Origin of the sequence: Halococcus saccharolyticus DSM 5350 (assembly GCF_000336915.1) — an archaeon.
Lineage (GTDB): Archaea > Halobacteriota > Halobacteria > Halobacteriales > Halococcaceae > Halococcus > Halococcus saccharolyticus.
The window spans coordinates 68914-83071 of record NZ_AOMD01000011.1 but is presented as its reverse complement, the minus strand read 5'-3'; the positions used below and the strand labels follow the sequence as shown (position 1 = coordinate 83071).

At 63.6% G+C, this 14158-nt stretch carries 14 protein-coding genes; 7 read left to right on the top strand and 7 right to left on the bottom strand.

What is annotated here, in order from left to right; all coding sequences use genetic code 11:
* Positions 1-211: 211 nt before the first annotated feature.
* Positions 212-847, top strand: coding sequence for a cyclase family protein (locus C449_RS03060; protein ID WP_006076442.1), 636 nt, complete (start codon positions 212-214; stop codon positions 845-847).
* A gap of 197 nt (positions 848-1044) precedes the next feature.
* On the opposite strand, the gene C449_RS03055 is transcribed toward C449_RS03060, so the two are convergent.
* Positions 1045-1458, bottom strand: coding sequence for a hypothetical protein (locus C449_RS03055; RefSeq protein WP_006076441.1), 414 nt, complete (start codon positions 1456-1458; stop codon positions 1045-1047).
* A gap of 142 nt (positions 1459-1600) precedes the next feature.
* On the opposite strand from C449_RS03055, the gene C449_RS03050 reads away from it, so the two are divergent.
* On the top strand, positions 1601-2524 hold the full coding sequence (locus C449_RS03050) for a carbohydrate kinase family protein (protein WP_006076440.1): 924 nt from the start codon (positions 1601-1603) through the stop codon (positions 2522-2524).
* 109 nt (positions 2525-2633) lie between these two features.
* A complete protein-coding gene (locus C449_RS03045) occupies positions 2634-2879 on the top strand; it encodes a hypothetical protein (protein ID WP_049913851.1) in 246 nt (81 codons plus the stop codon).
* Between the two features lie 71 nt (positions 2880-2950).
* Here the strand turns inward: C449_RS03045 and C449_RS03040 are convergent, their stop codons facing one another.
* On the bottom strand, positions 2951-3745 hold the full coding sequence (locus tag C449_RS03040; protein WP_006076439.1) for a BtpA/SgcQ family protein: 795 nt from the start codon (positions 3743-3745) through the stop codon (positions 2951-2953).
* A 172-nt stretch (positions 3746-3917) separates the two neighbouring features.
* Between C449_RS03040 and C449_RS03035 the strand changes: the two genes are divergently transcribed.
* Positions 3918-4655 (top strand): beta-ketoacyl-ACP reductase, encoded by a 738-nt coding sequence (locus tag C449_RS03035; protein WP_006076438.1) that lies wholly within the window; start codon positions 3918-3920, stop codon positions 4653-4655.
* A 42-nt stretch (positions 4656-4697) separates the two neighbouring features.
* Here the strand turns inward: C449_RS03035 and C449_RS03030 are convergent, their stop codons facing one another.
* The gene (locus C449_RS03030; RefSeq protein ID WP_049913850.1) at positions 4698-6131 is read right to left on the bottom strand and encodes an MATE family efflux transporter; all 1434 of its coding nucleotides are present in this window, start codon (positions 6129-6131) and stop codon (positions 4698-4700) included.
* A gap of 113 nt (positions 6132-6244) precedes the next feature.
* Positions 6245-6550: a hypothetical protein gene (locus tag C449_RS03025; RefSeq protein WP_006076436.1), complete on the bottom strand. Its 306-nt coding sequence runs from the start codon at positions 6548-6550 to the stop codon at positions 6245-6247.
* Positions 6551-6692: 142 nt separating this feature from the next.
* On the opposite strand from C449_RS03025, the gene C449_RS03020 reads away from it, so the two are divergent.
* A complete protein-coding gene (locus tag C449_RS03020) occupies positions 6693-7946 on the top strand; it encodes an MFS transporter (protein ID WP_006076435.1) in 1254 nt (417 codons plus the stop codon).
* Between the two features lie 76 nt (positions 7947-8022).
* Here the strand turns inward: C449_RS03020 and C449_RS03015 are convergent, their stop codons facing one another.
* From C449_RS03015 to C449_RS03005, 3 genes are all read right to left on the bottom strand, one after another.
* Positions 8023-9357 (bottom strand): MFS transporter, encoded by a 1335-nt coding sequence (locus C449_RS03015; protein WP_006076434.1) that lies wholly within the window; start codon positions 9355-9357, stop codon positions 8023-8025.
* 125 nt (positions 9358-9482) lie between these two features.
* Positions 9483-10085, bottom strand: a complete 603-nt coding sequence (locus C449_RS03010) for a GNAT family N-acetyltransferase (protein ID WP_006076433.1) — start codon at positions 10083-10085, stop codon at positions 9483-9485.
* 345 nt (positions 10086-10430) lie between these two features.
* Positions 10431-12251 (bottom strand): hypothetical protein, encoded by a 1821-nt coding sequence (locus tag C449_RS03005; RefSeq protein WP_006076432.1) that lies wholly within the window; start codon positions 12249-12251, stop codon positions 10431-10433.
* 193 nt (positions 12252-12444) lie between these two features.
* On the opposite strand from C449_RS03005, the gene C449_RS03000 reads away from it, so the two are divergent.
* Together C449_RS03000 and C449_RS02995 are read left to right on the top strand one after the other, a co-directional pair.
* Entirely contained in the window at positions 12445-13563 is a 1119-nt protein-coding gene (locus C449_RS03000; protein ID WP_152415641.1) for a hypothetical protein, read from the top strand.
* 69 nt (positions 13564-13632) lie between these two features.
* Positions 13633-14046, top strand: a complete 414-nt coding sequence (locus tag C449_RS02995) for a Rieske (2Fe-2S) protein (RefSeq protein WP_006076430.1) — start codon at positions 13633-13635, stop codon at positions 14044-14046.
* The last annotated feature ends 112 nt before the right edge of the window (positions 14047-14158 follow it).

Below are 14158 nucleotides of genomic sequence, written 5' to 3'. Positions count from 1 at the left end.
GAGTGAATACTCCCGTTCATCGATCACCGTCCTGCCTGCGTCACGGAACCCGCCCATGTAGGCGCACATGATCCCGATGAACCCGAATGACGGTACGACGTATCGTCCGAAGGGACACAGGCGCGCTCGGGAAAACTTCACACGAGCCCACGACATCTCGCTTCCTCCCAGTGTAGACACAGTATTTGGCGATCGAGGTCAAGGAGAGAGCATGCAGATCGATCTCAGTCACCGGATCGAGACCGGAATGACGATCTATCCGGGCGATCCATCGGTCTCCGTCGACCCGCATGCGACGCACGTTCCCGACGGTTGCCACGTCGACAGCGTGGAACTGGGAAGCCATACAGGAACCCACGTCGACGCACCGCTGCATATCGCGCCGGACGGGCGAGCCCTCGGTACTTATTCGCTCGACGAGTTCACGTTCGAGGCCGTTCGGGTGGACTGTACGGCTCTGGACGATCGCGACCCTATTTCGATCGAATACGTTCCCGACTGTGAGGCGGAGCTCGTCGTCTTCTGGACCGGCTGGAGCTCACACTGGAACACCGAGCGGTATCTCGATCACCCCTATCTGACACCCGACGCTGCCGCGGCGTGTGCCGAACAGGGCTATGCAGTCGGTGTAGATACGCTGAATCCCGACCCAACGCCTACCGAAAACGTTGTCGAGAACGAGCCGGACGGGTTTCGGGCACATCGGACGCTCCTCGGTGCCGACGAGCTCATCGTCGAAAACCTCTGTAACCTCGGGGCGGTCAGCGAACGCTTCGAACTCCGTGCGTATCCGCTGGCACTCGGTGGCGATGGCGCGCCGGTTCGTGCGGTCGGCGTCGTCGAGTAACGGTGGACACCCGGTGATCGGCTGATCGGTAGTGTGGAGCCCATCCTCGGAGAACGAGGCTGAACGAGACGGGCCTCGAAAACCGCGTTTCTCCGAGATGTCGTCCCAGAGGCGCTAGTTCCCCGAACGGCCAGTGGCTGACCGATCGATAGCGACCGGCTGCAGGGGTAGCGATCCCGAATGGACACCGCTCTCGTTCAGTTGGAGGAAGCTGTATCCGCTGCAACGATCCGGTTCGTCACCGCAAGGGCGATACCGACGGCGAGCAGTGCTGCCAGAACCCATCCCCAGATCGGAATCAACGGTCCACCGGTTAACTCTATCAGACTGCCGGTCACGATAACGCCGATCAGTCCGAGGACGGTGGTGGTTGCAGTCACAGCCGGTCGGAGGTTCCGTGTCCGGTAGGAGTGGACACCCGCGGTGATCACCCCGAGACCGACTGCTACTGAAATCGCTTGAAAAACGCGAACCGCGATCGCGATCCGTCTGCTTTCACTCGGAGGGTGAATGGCGAACAGTGGAACGATAGCGACGAGAACCCCGAGGACGATCACCGGCAGGATGCGACGATCGCCGTTCGATGACGTCAGCTGTCCATCTTCGTTCATCGCCGACTCAGTTACCGTATCCAAGCAACCGCATCTTTATCCTTTCGGGAGCACAGCTACACATCAAATATCACCCAGTTTTCAGAACTGCGGACGGTTCGTTCCCGCACGTTCAAGTGATCCAGCCACATGAGTAGGGTCGATGTCGTTGCCGGAGGTCGTCACGGTCGGCAGTGCGGTCGTCGACCGGATCTACACGCTGTCGAACCTTCCCCAACCCGACGGTGGGGCGTTCGTCCGAGACCACACTACCGCCGTTGGCGGTGTCGCCGCGAACGTCGCGTCCGGACTCGTCGAACTCGGACACGAAACCGGGATCGTCACACGGCTCGGGACGGACGCTGCCGAGCGAATCGAGGCGGACCTGCGGGAACGCGGTCTCGACTGCACTCGGGTGCGTTCCGGCCCCGAAACGTCGTCGTACACCCTGATCCTGCGAGGACCGGATGGCGAACGGATGGTCATCGCCGGCGGCCAGAGTGTCCCGAATCTCCGACTCGACAGCGCCGATATGCGCTACGTCAGCGACGCAAGCGTGGTCTTCACGAGCGCCTACGCACCGGATGCAGTCGTTTCCAGACTTGTCTCGGCCCGTGAACGCGGTGCACTCTCGACACTCGTGTTCGATCTCGCTGGCCCGCTCTCGGAGCTCGAAGGACGAGGGACGTCGCCCGCGACCATCGATCGCCTCCTCGACGCCGCCGACCTCTTCGTGGTCGGTGCGGTCGCCGCACAGTCGTATTTCGGCGGGCACGACGAAGCCATCACAGCGCTCGAACGACGGGATGTCGGTCGTGCCGCCGTGACTCGCGGTGACGCGGGCGCAGTGGTGCTCGATGGACGGACGACGGTCGACGTTCCGGCTATCGAGGTGGCTGTCGCGGACACGACGGGGGCCGGTGACGTCTTCACTGCGGGGCTGATCCACGCATGGCTACTAAACGGGCTATCGGCGAGGGAAGCGGGACGGTTCGCCGCTGGTGCGGCCGCGCTCAACTGTACCGTCGAAGGTGCGCGCGGCCGCCTCCCGACCGAATCCGAGATTCGGGCGTTCCTGAAGGAATAGGTTGTCAGAGAACAGTTCACAGAGCGATTGAGACAGGACCGTCAGGAACAACTCGCCTGTCCAACGGGGCGTGCAAGCGATTATACGAACGGCACCCGTCGGATAGAGTATGGCGAAGTGGCTTCGGGTATTGACGAAAATACACCACTACCACCATCCAGTGATCGGGCTTTGTGGCCTGATAGCGACAATGGTACTGTATACTCCTGGAACCCATCCGGTTGCTGTGGGACCACTACGTCTGGACGCTTTCTATATTGCAGTAGCTGGGTTCGGGGCGCTACTGGTACTGTCCGTGATCGACGAATATGACCCTGAGGAATACGGTCTCGACCCGTCGAACCCCGAGGAATAGTGCTTCTGCATTGTGCCATTAGGAGAGTAAAGAACGAGTGTATGAGCCGGTATCGGGAATTCTCTGAGATGCTACGGAACGGCTTCAGCGACACGCTCGACTGCCGCTTCATCCACCGGGTTGGTCGTCTCAGTGCCCTGTTTGAGTGCTGTGCCGACGATCGCCCCATCGGCAACCGAGAGCAGATCGGGGGCCGTCTCGGGCGTGACGCCGCTCCCGAGGAAGACTGGTGCGTCGAGCCCGCGAGCGTCGCGGCACTCGACCACGCGATCGAGGAGTTGGGTATCGACGGTCGCGCCCGTTCCGGCCCCGCTCACGACCACGGCGTCGGCACCCCCGCGTTCGACGAGATCGGCGAGTTCCTCGGCAAGAGGACGCTCGGCAAGCGGTGCGGAGTGTTTCACGTCGAGGTCGGCGAGGATCGCGACATCGGCGTCGAGCCGCTCGCGGAGCCGCAACGTCTCGTGGGCCATACCCTCGACGACGCCCTGATCGGTGAGGCGCGCGCCGGTGTGAACGTTCACGCGAACGAACGCTCCACCTGTGGCGGCCGCAATAGCGAGCGCGCTATGGACGTCGTTCCTGAGAACGTTCACGCCGAACGGGATCGAGACGTGGTCGCGAAGCGTGGCAGCGAGCGCTGCGATGTCGGCGACGACGTGGCGAGGCACGCGGTCGGGATAGAACGGCGCATCGCCGAAGTTTTCAAGCATGATCCCGTCGACGCCGCCCGCTTCGAGCGCCGACGCGTCCTGCTGTAATCGCTCGCGGATCGCGTCTCGGTCGCCCTCGAACCTGGGCGATCCCGGGAGCGGCGGCAAGTGAACCATTCCGATGATCGGCGTGTCCGTGCGAAAAACATCCATAGACTGGCGTCGTCGTCGATGAACTTAATCCTACAGATGGCCGTTGGGACGGCTCCTCGCTCACTATCCGAGTTGGTGACGGACACGTACGCCATCGGCAGTCACCTGTCCACAGCCGCTGTGGATGACCGCAGCCCAATCTTCATACCGACTGCATCTCTATCCATATCATATGGAGGATCGAACATGTGTGGTGACCGGCTCGTCGCGCGGGATCGGACGGGGAATCGCCGAGTGCTTCGGAACGCAGGGGGCGAACGTCGTCGTCAACTACCGTCGGTCGGAAACGGAAGCCAACGAGGTCGTCGACCAGATCGAAGCGGCCGGTGGGCGTGCACTCGCGGTCCAAGCGGATGTCACCGATCAAGAGGAGGTAGAGGCGATGCGAGAGGCGACCCACGACGCGTTCGGTCGTGCGGACGTCGTGGTCAACAACGCGGGAATCAACCAAGACGTGCTGTTTACCGAGATGAGCCACGAGGAGTGGGACACGGTACTCGATATTCACCTCGATGGCGCATTTCACTGCACGCAGGCGTTTTACGACGACATCGCGGCGGCGGAGGAGGGCCGACTGATCAACATCTCGAGCATCGTGGGCAAAGGTGGCAACATGGGACAGGCCAACTACGCGACGGCGAAAAGCGGGATCTTCGGGTTCACCCGGACGCTGGCGTTGGAGCTCGCGGACGAGGGGTCGACGTCGAACTGTGTCGCCCCGGGGTTCATCGCGACCCGAATGCTCGACGGCGTTCCGGAAAAGCTGAAAGCGGGCATCGAGGACGACACGCCACTCGGACGGCTCGGCACCGTCGAAGAGGTCGCCGAGGTCGTCGGCTTCCTCGCGGGCGAGAAATCGTCGTTCATCACCGGCGAAGTGATCGACGTCAACGGTGGCAAGGACCTGTAACGACGCGCTTGTCGGGGTCGACCGCTCGGCTGACCGACGGCGTCAGTCGCCGGCGCTCGCTGCCGGTCGATACGACCGACTGATCGCTTTCCACTTGCCGGTCGAAAACCGGTAGTAGTTGACGATCGCGGGAGCCACCATCTCGATGACGATCGCAAGCCCCAGCCCGGCGAGACCGAGCGGCGTGACTGCTCCCAGGTAAGCGACCGGGATGGCGACCGCATACCCCAACACCTGTCCGTAGAACGGCCAGCGGGTATCGCCGCTCGCGCGGAGCGGGCCACTCGCCGTCCGTGAGAGCCCGCGGAACACGATTCCGATACAGGTGGCGTAGATCAGCGTCACCGTGATCGGTAGCGCGGGCGCGGTCGGATCGCCGACGAACGCGAGCGCGATCGGTTCGGCGAGCACGAACACGAGTCCCGCCGAGACGAAGTACACCACGACCGCGAACCGCATGACGTCGCGGCCGTACGCTTCGGCGCTCGCCTCGTCGCCGATCCCGAGTTCCTGTCCCACGAGGCTCGACGACGCGAGACTGAACCCCCAGCCCGGCGTGTTCATCAGGTCTCGTACCCGCAGCGCGATCACGAACGCCGCCGCGACCGCCGTCCCGAAGATGTCGACGATCGCGAGCAGCGGAAACTCGCCCAGTCGCCATGCCAAATTCTTCCCGATCATCGGCGTACCGATCTCGACCAGTTGACGGATGGTGTCGCGATCGACGTACGTCCCGAGCGGATCGAGCGTCACCGCAAACAATCCAACGAACGGGACGCGACCGTGCGTGAGACCGAGCGCGAACGTCGTGGTGACGACGACGTTTGCGACCACGGTGCCGATCGCCGCACCGACGACGCCGAGCCCGACGCCGAAGATCAACACGGCGTTGAGCGCGATGTTCACCACGGCTCCGCCGGCCCGGATCACCATCGGCGTCCACGCGTCGTCGGTGCCGACGAGCGTCCGACTCCCGATGAGGTTCAACCCGGCGAAGGGGATCCCCAACCCGACGACGCGGAGGTAGTCCCCACCGAGGGCCACGACGGTCGGATCGTTGCTGAGCAGGCCGATGAGTTCGGTTGGCAGCGACCAGAAGAGCGCGGCAACGGGGATCGTGAGCGCGAGTACGAGTACGACACTTGATCGGACGGCCTGCCCACCGCTCTCGTCAGCACCGTATGCCTGCGAAACGAGTGCGATGGTGCCGCTGGCGACGCCACCACCGAGCGCGAACGCGATGCCCCAGAACGAAGCTGCGAATCCGACGCCCGTGATCGCGCTCGTGCCGATAGCGATGCCGACCATCGCAACGTCGATGGCGTTTTTCGACATTCGCGCGAGACCGGTGACAATCCGCGGCCACGCGAGGTCGGTCGTTCGGCGCGCTCGCTCTCGGTCGATCAGCCCCGCGCGGACGAGCGCGAGACCGACCCAGTACACGACCAGCCGGATCGGGTTTGGAGGGCGTTCCACGAAGTCATCTCGGCGTTGTCGATGGACGTCAAAGCAGCTTCCGCAGGCGGCAGAGCGGGCTGGTTCCCGATAATCGATCGGCAATCCCGCGTCCATCAGGTTCGTTCGAAACGTCAGCTCGGGTGATGAAGGTTCTGCCAGAACATGTGCCCACCACCGCCTGTCATGATGCTCCCGACGATCAGTGCGAGGAGCATGGCTTCGCGGCTGAGCTGTTGGGTCGTACAGATCGATCCATCGATCCCGGCACCGTGGACGCACAGTTCCAGCGGCACCAACAGGGCGAACGCAACGATCAAGAGGCCACTACCGACGAGCACGCCGCCAAGCAGGAGAGCATCCGTTCTGGCCCGCCGTGCCGCAATCGCGTCCCAGGCCTCCCGCACCGCCTCCCGTTCGCGCTCCGTTCCCCGCTCCATCGTCTGTCGATACGGTTGTAGGATGTTAACACTACTGGTGCAGATTGAAGTCTGCGTCCCGATCACCGCTGCCCCTGTCGAATCTCCGATCCACCCGCCCCGGAAAGCCAACGCTCATTGGACACGACGGAGGAGCGATCACATGTCGCGGCCGTTCACCTCGCGACTGGTCTCGGTTTCGAACCCGCGTGAGGTGTGGCTCATTACGGTCGCACACGCCGTCAACGAGTTCTACAGCGTCGCACTCCCCCCGATCTTGCCGCTGTTGGTGAACGATTTCGCGATCACCTACGGCGAGGCCGGCGCGTTGCTGACCGTCTTTTTCGCCACGTACTCGATCTTTCAGTTGCCCGCAGGCATGCTCGCGGATCGGATCGGCCAGCGGTGGCTCCTCGCCGGCGGCATGGTCGTGCTCGCGGCCGGCATCCTCGTCGCGGCGGGTGCACAGGGATACTGGACGCTCGTCGCTGCCGAGGTGATCGCCGGCATCGGGGGCAGCACCTACCACCCTTCGGGCATGTCGATCATCAGCGATCTCGAAACCGGCGCTACCGAAGGCAAGGCAATGGGGATCCACGGGCTCGGCGGGGTCGTGGGCACCGCTCTCGCTCCGGCGCTCGTCGGGGGCTTGGCGGCGGTTTTCGACTGGCGGTTCGCGCTCACGGTCAGCGCGGCAGTCGGTGTCGTCTACGCGGTGGTGTTCCTGGCCGTGTTCCGGCCTCGACACCGCTCCGACGACGCACCCCCGGTCGAAGCCGACGGCGGGACCGACGGGGGAGCGTCCTCACGAACGACCGAGAACACCGGGGGTCGATGGTCCGGTCTCTCCGGGCTCGTTTCGGTGCCACTCGAACCCTGGGTCGCAGTGTTGTTTCTCGCCAACCTCGCGATCGCCACCGAACTCGGCGCAGTCCGGACGTTCGTTACGTCCTTCCTCGTCGAACACGCCGGCACGACCGCCGGTGTCGCCAACGGGATCTTCTTCGTGATGCTCGTCGGTGCCGGGATCTCCTCGCTCGCCGCGGGGTCCCTCGCCGACAGCATGGATCGGCGAACGCTCGGTTTCGGGGCGCTCGCGACTTCGACGGTCGTACTGGGGGCGACCGCGGTCGTGCCGCTGGTGCCGGTCGTGCTGTTCGTCTGGTTCTTCCTCCTCGGCGTTGCGATGTGGGCCGCCCTGCCCGCGATGAACGCGATCACCTCCCAGTACTCAGAACGCGGGTTCAGTGGGAGCCTGTTCGGGGTGATGTTGACGGCGGGGTCGCTCGGCGGCGCGATCGGGCCCCTGCTGTTCGGCGTCGCCGCCGAACGGTTCGGTCTCGGCGCTGCGTTCCCGCTCGTCGCGGTGGTGAGTGCGGCCGGTGCCGTCGCCTTCCTCGGAATGTACCGGCTCTGATCGTCACGGAACCACGCCCGGTCGAGATCGGTCGACCATCGGCGTGGGCGGGCATCGGTTTCGAAGCGCAACCCGATCAGTCAGCAGGTGCGGCCGTGTCGGTGCCGGTGTGGATCGGTGGTGCCCAGAGCGATAGCGCGGCCGCACCGACGAGAAACACCGCTCCCAGCGCAGCCACGGCGACGAGCGGCGACGCGTAATCGGCCACCACGCCGCTCCCCACCCGGAAGGGGACGCCGGCGACCGCCCGGACCATCGCCACCGCACTCAGCACGGTCGCCCGCCCGACCGACTCAATCCGGTCGTTCAGGTACCGACCCGAGATCGGGAACACGATCGAGAAGCCACCCCGCATGACGAAGAACATCGGGAAGGCGAGCAACGGGGCGACCACCGGCAGGAGGTAGATCACGGCCATCGCGACCGGGGCAAACAGGAGGGCGCGGCCGACGCCGAAGCGATCCTCGATATCGCCGGCGTAATCCGACGCTATCGCCGAAACGCCAGTGAACGCGGCGTAGAGGACACCGAGGGTGGCGGCTTCCGGCACGCCCCACGCGTCGAGCAACGGCCCGAGACTCGTCCGGAGCGCCTCTTGGGCGATGGGCTGGACGTAAATATCGGCCGTCATGAGCGCCCCGCCGAACAGCGCCATGTAGACGATGAACGATCGCAGCGCTGGCTGGGACAACTGCTCGCGGATGACCGGCAGCGCCTCCAACACCGAGAGGTGCTCCTCCTCGTCCGTTTCGTCTCCCTCACCGTCCGCCTCCTCCGAATCCTCCGCCTCAGAAGGTGAATCGGTCTCTGTCGTGGACGAATCAGTTTCGGCCGACCGATCGGCGTACAGCGTGTTCTTCGGTAACGAGAGCGCACTCACGACGTTCACACTATTGAGAACGACGGCCGCGATGAAGGGATAGTACGGATCGACGACGTAGAAGACGCCGCCAGTCAGCATCGCGATGGTCTGGGCACCACTGCTGATCGCGCTCGCACGCCCGCTGATGTGGGTAAACTCGTCTTCGAGGCCGTGCTCGTCGAGCGTGTCGTAGAGCCACGCGCTGCCGCTGCCGGAGACGAACGTCTGACCGAACGAGAGGGCGACGAACGTGAACGTGAACCCGATAAAGTCGGTCGCCACGAGATAGCTCGCCCCCGAGATGAGGAACATAATGGAGGCGATGACGAGGCTGTTGCGCCGACCGATACGGTCGCCGACGTAGCCGGACGGGACCTCACCGGCGATCACCACGAGCGACTGGATACTGGCGATCGCCCCGATCGCGGTGAACGAGAGTCCGTTCGCTTGGAGGAAGAGGATGTAGATCGGATACTGGAACCCGACGTGGCTGGTCGCACGGTAGAGGTAGTACCGCCAGACCGCCGAGGGCCGGTCAGTGAACTCCATCGTATCGCTCCCTTCCGGTCATGCGTCGACTCCCGTCCGATCTCCGTACGAGTGAGTCCTCTCGGCGGCGTCGTCGGTTCGGAAACCAGTTGGTTCGCAAGCGTCCTTGGGTCGGGTGGTCGCCCCTACCATTCCTCGGCGAGGAGTCCGTAGTGATAGACGTCCTCGAAATCGCCGTCGATGAAGCAGTTCTGCCGGAGTCGTCCCTCCTGAGTGAAGCCGAGCTTTTCGAGCACCCGCTGAGAGCCGGTGTTCGATTCGAGGACGTGGGCCCAGACCTTGTTGAGCCGTCGCTCGCGGAAGGCGTGGTCCACGACGAGTTCGGCCGCCTCGGTCGCGTACCCGTGGCCCTGGTGAGCGGGTGCGATCCAGTACATGAGCATCCCGCTGCCGTGGGTGTCCCGCACCCAGGGGATCGCGATCTCACCGACCGGCTCCGGTTCGTCGGCGGCGTTCTCGCGGTCGGCCTCCGACCGCTCGTCCGCAGACCGACTCGATTCGTCGGTGGTGCTTGCTGCGTCGGCACAGACGAGAAGGTTGATCGAACCCGTCTCGGAGACTTGTTCCTCCAAGTACTCGTCCATCTGTTCGCCGTTGCGGATGTCGGTATCAGTGAGCGGAACGCGAACGTCGGCGTGGTTGCGCCACCGCTGGATGAACTCGAGGTCCGCTTCTTCGATGGTCCGGAGAGTGATTCGCTCGCCGCTCGTGAAAACGGGACCAGGCATACCGGTAGCGCGCCCAGGAGGGGAATAAACGTTTTCTGAACCGTGCTTCAGTAGATTTTTTGATTGTTTCGAGAACTATTTCGTCCTCCAGTCGCTTCGTCGCACGGCGTTCATCGGCGACCGGACTGGCCCGACCTGGGGGCTCGTGACGTTGCATGACCATCTTCGGTGGCTTGGTCAGCGATCGAGGACGGCCACGAGCTCGAAGACCACCATCTCGAACGATCATCGGTCTGTGGACTGTCGATTGTTTTCCATCAGACAGAGCCGATCGCCCTGCGTCAACGCTCTCGGAACACGGCTGTCGGTGGGAAACTGCGTTCGTCAGTCAACTGTGTCCGTCGGTCAACTGCGTTCGTCATCGGTTAGACGAACGACGACGACGTCGCCGCGGACCTGGGTTGTGGACGATAGCTGCGGTGGAACCGACTCGACGGTCCGTGGCCGGACCAGACGAACGTGAGTGGACGACGATGACTGCTGGAGAGAGAGCCAGGCTTCGACCGAGTAGGACAGGAGTGGGGTCACCGAGTGTGCGTTCCGTCCGGACGCGTTTCGGGCGTCGAACTTGTTCGGATAGTCGACGAGGTAGACGACGGTCGCGTTCGGTGTGTCCTCGAGATCGTCGCTGACCGCGTTGAGCGAGCGCTGGTTGAGTTCGCCCGCCGCTTCCCAGCCATGGTCTGCGGAGAGTGCCGGAGAGGCAACACCCATCGACACGAGAACCACCAATAACACAGACACGGCTGTGAGGTTCCCACGACGGTCGCCGATCGCGGTCGTGTGTTCGAGATGGGCGCGGAGTCGGCTGACACACCCCACCACGAGCATCGAGAGCCCGGCCAACACCGGGACGAGGACGCTGTATGCGTTGCGAATCCCGAACCCGAACGACAGCGGCTGAAGAAGGATCTGCTTGGCCGAAAGCAGGCCCACGAGCGGGCCCACGAACCAGCATCCGAAGAAGAGCAGTTGTCGACGCGTGGCGGCGGTGAGCGGTTCACGGCTCAGCATCGCCGTCAGGATCGCCGCGCCACACCCACCGACGAACAGGACCGGGACGACGATATCGACGAGCGCCGGCGGACCGAGGCGAGTAGGTGTCTCCACTCCCACCCCCAAGACGTACGGAATCGCCGCAAAGGAGACGATGCAGCCGATCGCCGTGATCGTCCGCGAGACGGTGTGTCGACCACGGGTGAACCAGCCACGTCCGGCAAGCACGACGAAACCGACGACGCCGAGCGCCACCACGCCGACGAAGATCAGACCGACCGGCAGAGTCGCCGCGCCCGTTCCCGTTGCACTGAACTGAAACGGCAGCACGGTCCAGAGGACGTATTTTCCACCGGTCAGCACCACGTTTTCGAGCGTATAGGACGGCAACCCTCCGAACGGCGAGTGGTAGCCACCGAGATCGCCGAGAACCGCCACTCTGACCACGGCGTAGAGAAGCGTGACCACCGCGAACGGCCCCATCGCAGTGAGACCGGCGCGGAGTCGTTGCGTTGATCCCTCGTCTTGCTGGAGAACAGTCCAGACTAGCAGTAAACCCGGCAGGATGAGTGCGGTTTCCTTCGATCCGAGCGCCAACGTGTACGCAACGAGTGCGGCGACGAGCGGACGATGGGGCTGCAGCGTCCACTTACGATTCCGGTGTCGCTGCCACCGACGATGCCAGCGCACGAACAGCGAGATCGTTCCCAACACGAAGATCGCCAGGAGGATGTCCTGTCGCCGGGCGATCACGGGCACGACTTCGACGGTCACGGGATGAACGGTAAACAGGAGCCCCGTCAGGTAGCCGACGCGGGGACGATCGGTTATTTCCGTGATCGTGATCACCACGAGAACGGTCCCAACGGCGTGAAGAGCGACGTTCGTGAGGTGATATCCGAATGGAGCGAGTCCCCAGAGCGCGTGATCGATCGCGTACGTCAGGCTGGCTACCGGTCGATAGAACAGCGCCGTGGAAACGAAATCCGAGCCGGCCATGAGCGGCTGCGTGAACAGCGTGCCGATCGCTGCCAGATTCGTCACTCGACTCGTCTCGATGAGCGGCAACGTATCGGTGGCCACGAACCACAGGTCGAGAGACTCGGCGTGAACGAGAACCGCAAACAGTGCGATCGGGAAGAGCAATCGGGCGTCGAGTCGCGATCCCATCCGCCTAGAACTTCCAGTCGATGGTTGATAAGCAACGCGAACACCGACCGACACAAGATCCGGACTGCTGGACGGACTGTAGTCGCGCTCGACGCCGCAAACGGGTATTTCTGGACCATGTGGGTACACCGGCAGAGGGCACCGCTGGCGATCCGGCCATAATTCTCACGTGACCCCCCGACGCACTACCGTCGTGATCGCCACCGCCTATCGGTCGCTCGATCGGCTGTTCCGTCGATGGTTTCTCGCAGCCGACCCGCTCAAACGCGTCTGTGCCTGGCTCACGGTGGCTGTTTGTGTCGTCGCCGTCGTTCTGGGCGCGCCGCCTACCTACTCGCTCGACTCGCTGTACACCGACCATCTGCATCACGCCTACGCCGCGTGGGCACTCCTCAACATCGGTCCGGAAGTCTTCACGACACCGATCGATCAGTGGGACTTCGGTGCGCTGCGGCCGTTCGTAAACTGGGCGGCCCTCCCGTATCTCTATCCGTTCGGGTCGTTACTGCTGTTTTTGCCGTTCGGCGTGGTGAACAACCTCGGGCTACTCCCTGCGTCGGTGGTCAATCTCGCGATGGTGATAACTTTCGGGCTCGGCGGTGTGGGTGCGACGTGGCTGCTCGCCCGGACGCTGCGTGAGAGCTATCGTCCCGTTCTCGTAGGGGGTGTCCTCCTCGTCGCTGCGCCCCTCTACGTGTTCTGGGGACTGAACGGCTTTTTCGATTCAGTCGCTGCCGCAGTAGCGTTGTACGGAATCCTCGCGTACAGACAGGGGCGGGACGGCGTCGCCATGCTGGCGCTCGTCAGTGCGCTCTCGTTGCATTATCGGCTCTGGTATCTCGGTCCACTGGCGGTTGTGGTCACCGTTCGGTACGTGCAGGCGCGAAACTGGGCCGTAGATTGGCGGTTGGGACTCGTCGGTGTGCTCGGTGGTGCATCGGTAGCGTCGTTCGTGCTGTCGATTCCCGGGTTCACACGACTGAGCGAAACGCCACAGTTCAACGCGAGCCCCATCGCAGTGACGGCTGGAATCACGCCGCTCGTCGCGGCCACGCTCGTCTGTGGAGCGCTCGTTCTCATGGTCGTCTATCGGTACGAATCGAACCCGGTCACGCTCGCGACAGTAACACTAGCGATCGTGTCGATGTTCGTTCTCACGCAGTGGTCGCCCTGGTATCCGATACTCCTGACGCCCGTGTTCGGACTCGTGAACCACCGTCGGAGTCACGTCACGCTGGTGGCAGGGTTCTACGGAGTGACCCTCCTCCTCGGGTTCGTGGCGGCGAATCACTCGCTGCTGCGCTTCCTGTAGAACGCCCTCGCCGGCACTGGATGGCCGGTGAGCGCCACAACTTTACAGCGAACGCACGTCTCTCGGGCAATGCCCGATGGAGCACACATCGCCGACATCGCCGACGTACCCGACGTCGGTTCCTATCTGTTCACGGCGGAGGATGCGTTCACCAACGAGCAGGAACTCATCCTCGTCCGCTGTGACGACGAGCCCGGTATCGAAGGCTGGGTCAACAACTGTACCCACGAGAACCAGCGTCTCGACCGCGGAGCGGGGGCAGCGATGCGCGACGGGGAGATCATCTGCCCGAAACACGGCTCGATGTTCGACGCCTGTTCCGGCGAGTGTGACAACGGGGAGGCCGCCGGGACGACGCTCCCGTCGGTCGAGATCACCGTCGCCGACGGCAGTGCGTTCCTGACCGACGACAACTACACGTATCTGCACGACGGCGGCGTCGGCGACGACGACCCGAGTTCGACGTCACACATCTCGTTCTGACCCCGAGAGCCCTCGCCGCCGAACCAAAATTTCCAGAGGGATACTGAATTTTTCGACAACGGTGTGACCGTCTTTCCGCCCGGAGTCACACGATCGAGACGAAGCGCGGGTC

What these genes read in the sequence shown, in the direction of transcription:
- C449_RS03060 (WP_006076442.1), top strand. Translation starts at nt 212, where the DNA reads ATGCAGATCGATCTCAGTCACCGGATCGAGACCGGAATGACGATCTAT.
- C449_RS03055 (WP_006076441.1), bottom strand. Translation starts at nt 1,458, where the DNA reads ATGAACGAAGATGGACAGCTGACGTCATCGAACGGCGATCGTCGCATC.
- C449_RS03050 (WP_006076440.1), top strand. Translation starts at nt 1,601, where the DNA reads ATGTCGTTGCCGGAGGTCGTCACGGTCGGCAGTGCGGTCGTCGACCGG.
- C449_RS03045 (WP_049913851.1), top strand. Translation starts at nt 2,634, where the DNA reads ATGGCGAAGTGGCTTCGGGTATTGACGAAAATACACCACTACCACCAT.
- C449_RS03040 (WP_006076439.1), bottom strand. Translation starts at nt 3,745, where the DNA reads ATGGATGTTTTTCGCACGGACACGCCGATCATCGGAATGGTTCACTTG.
- C449_RS03035 (WP_006076438.1), top strand. Translation starts at nt 3,918, where the DNA reads ATGGAGGATCGAACATGTGTGGTGACCGGCTCGTCGCGCGGGATCGGA.
- C449_RS03025 (WP_006076436.1), bottom strand. Translation starts at nt 6,550, where the DNA reads ATGGAGCGGGGAACGGAGCGCGAACGGGAGGCGGTGCGGGAGGCCTGG.
- C449_RS03020 (WP_006076435.1), top strand. Translation starts at nt 6,693, where the DNA reads ATGTCGCGGCCGTTCACCTCGCGACTGGTCTCGGTTTCGAACCCGCGT.
- C449_RS03015 (WP_006076434.1), bottom strand. Translation starts at nt 9,357, where the DNA reads ATGGAGTTCACTGACCGGCCCTCGGCGGTCTGGCGGTACTACCTCTAC.
- C449_RS03010 (WP_006076433.1), bottom strand. Translation starts at nt 10,085, where the DNA reads ATGCCTGGTCCCGTTTTCACGAGCGGCGAGCGAATCACTCTCCGGACC.
- C449_RS03005 (WP_006076432.1), bottom strand. Translation starts at nt 12,251, where the DNA reads ATGGGATCGCGACTCGACGCCCGATTGCTCTTCCCGATCGCACTGTTT.
- C449_RS02995 (WP_006076430.1), top strand. Translation starts at nt 13,633, where the DNA reads ATGCCCGATGGAGCACACATCGCCGACATCGCCGACGTACCCGACGTC.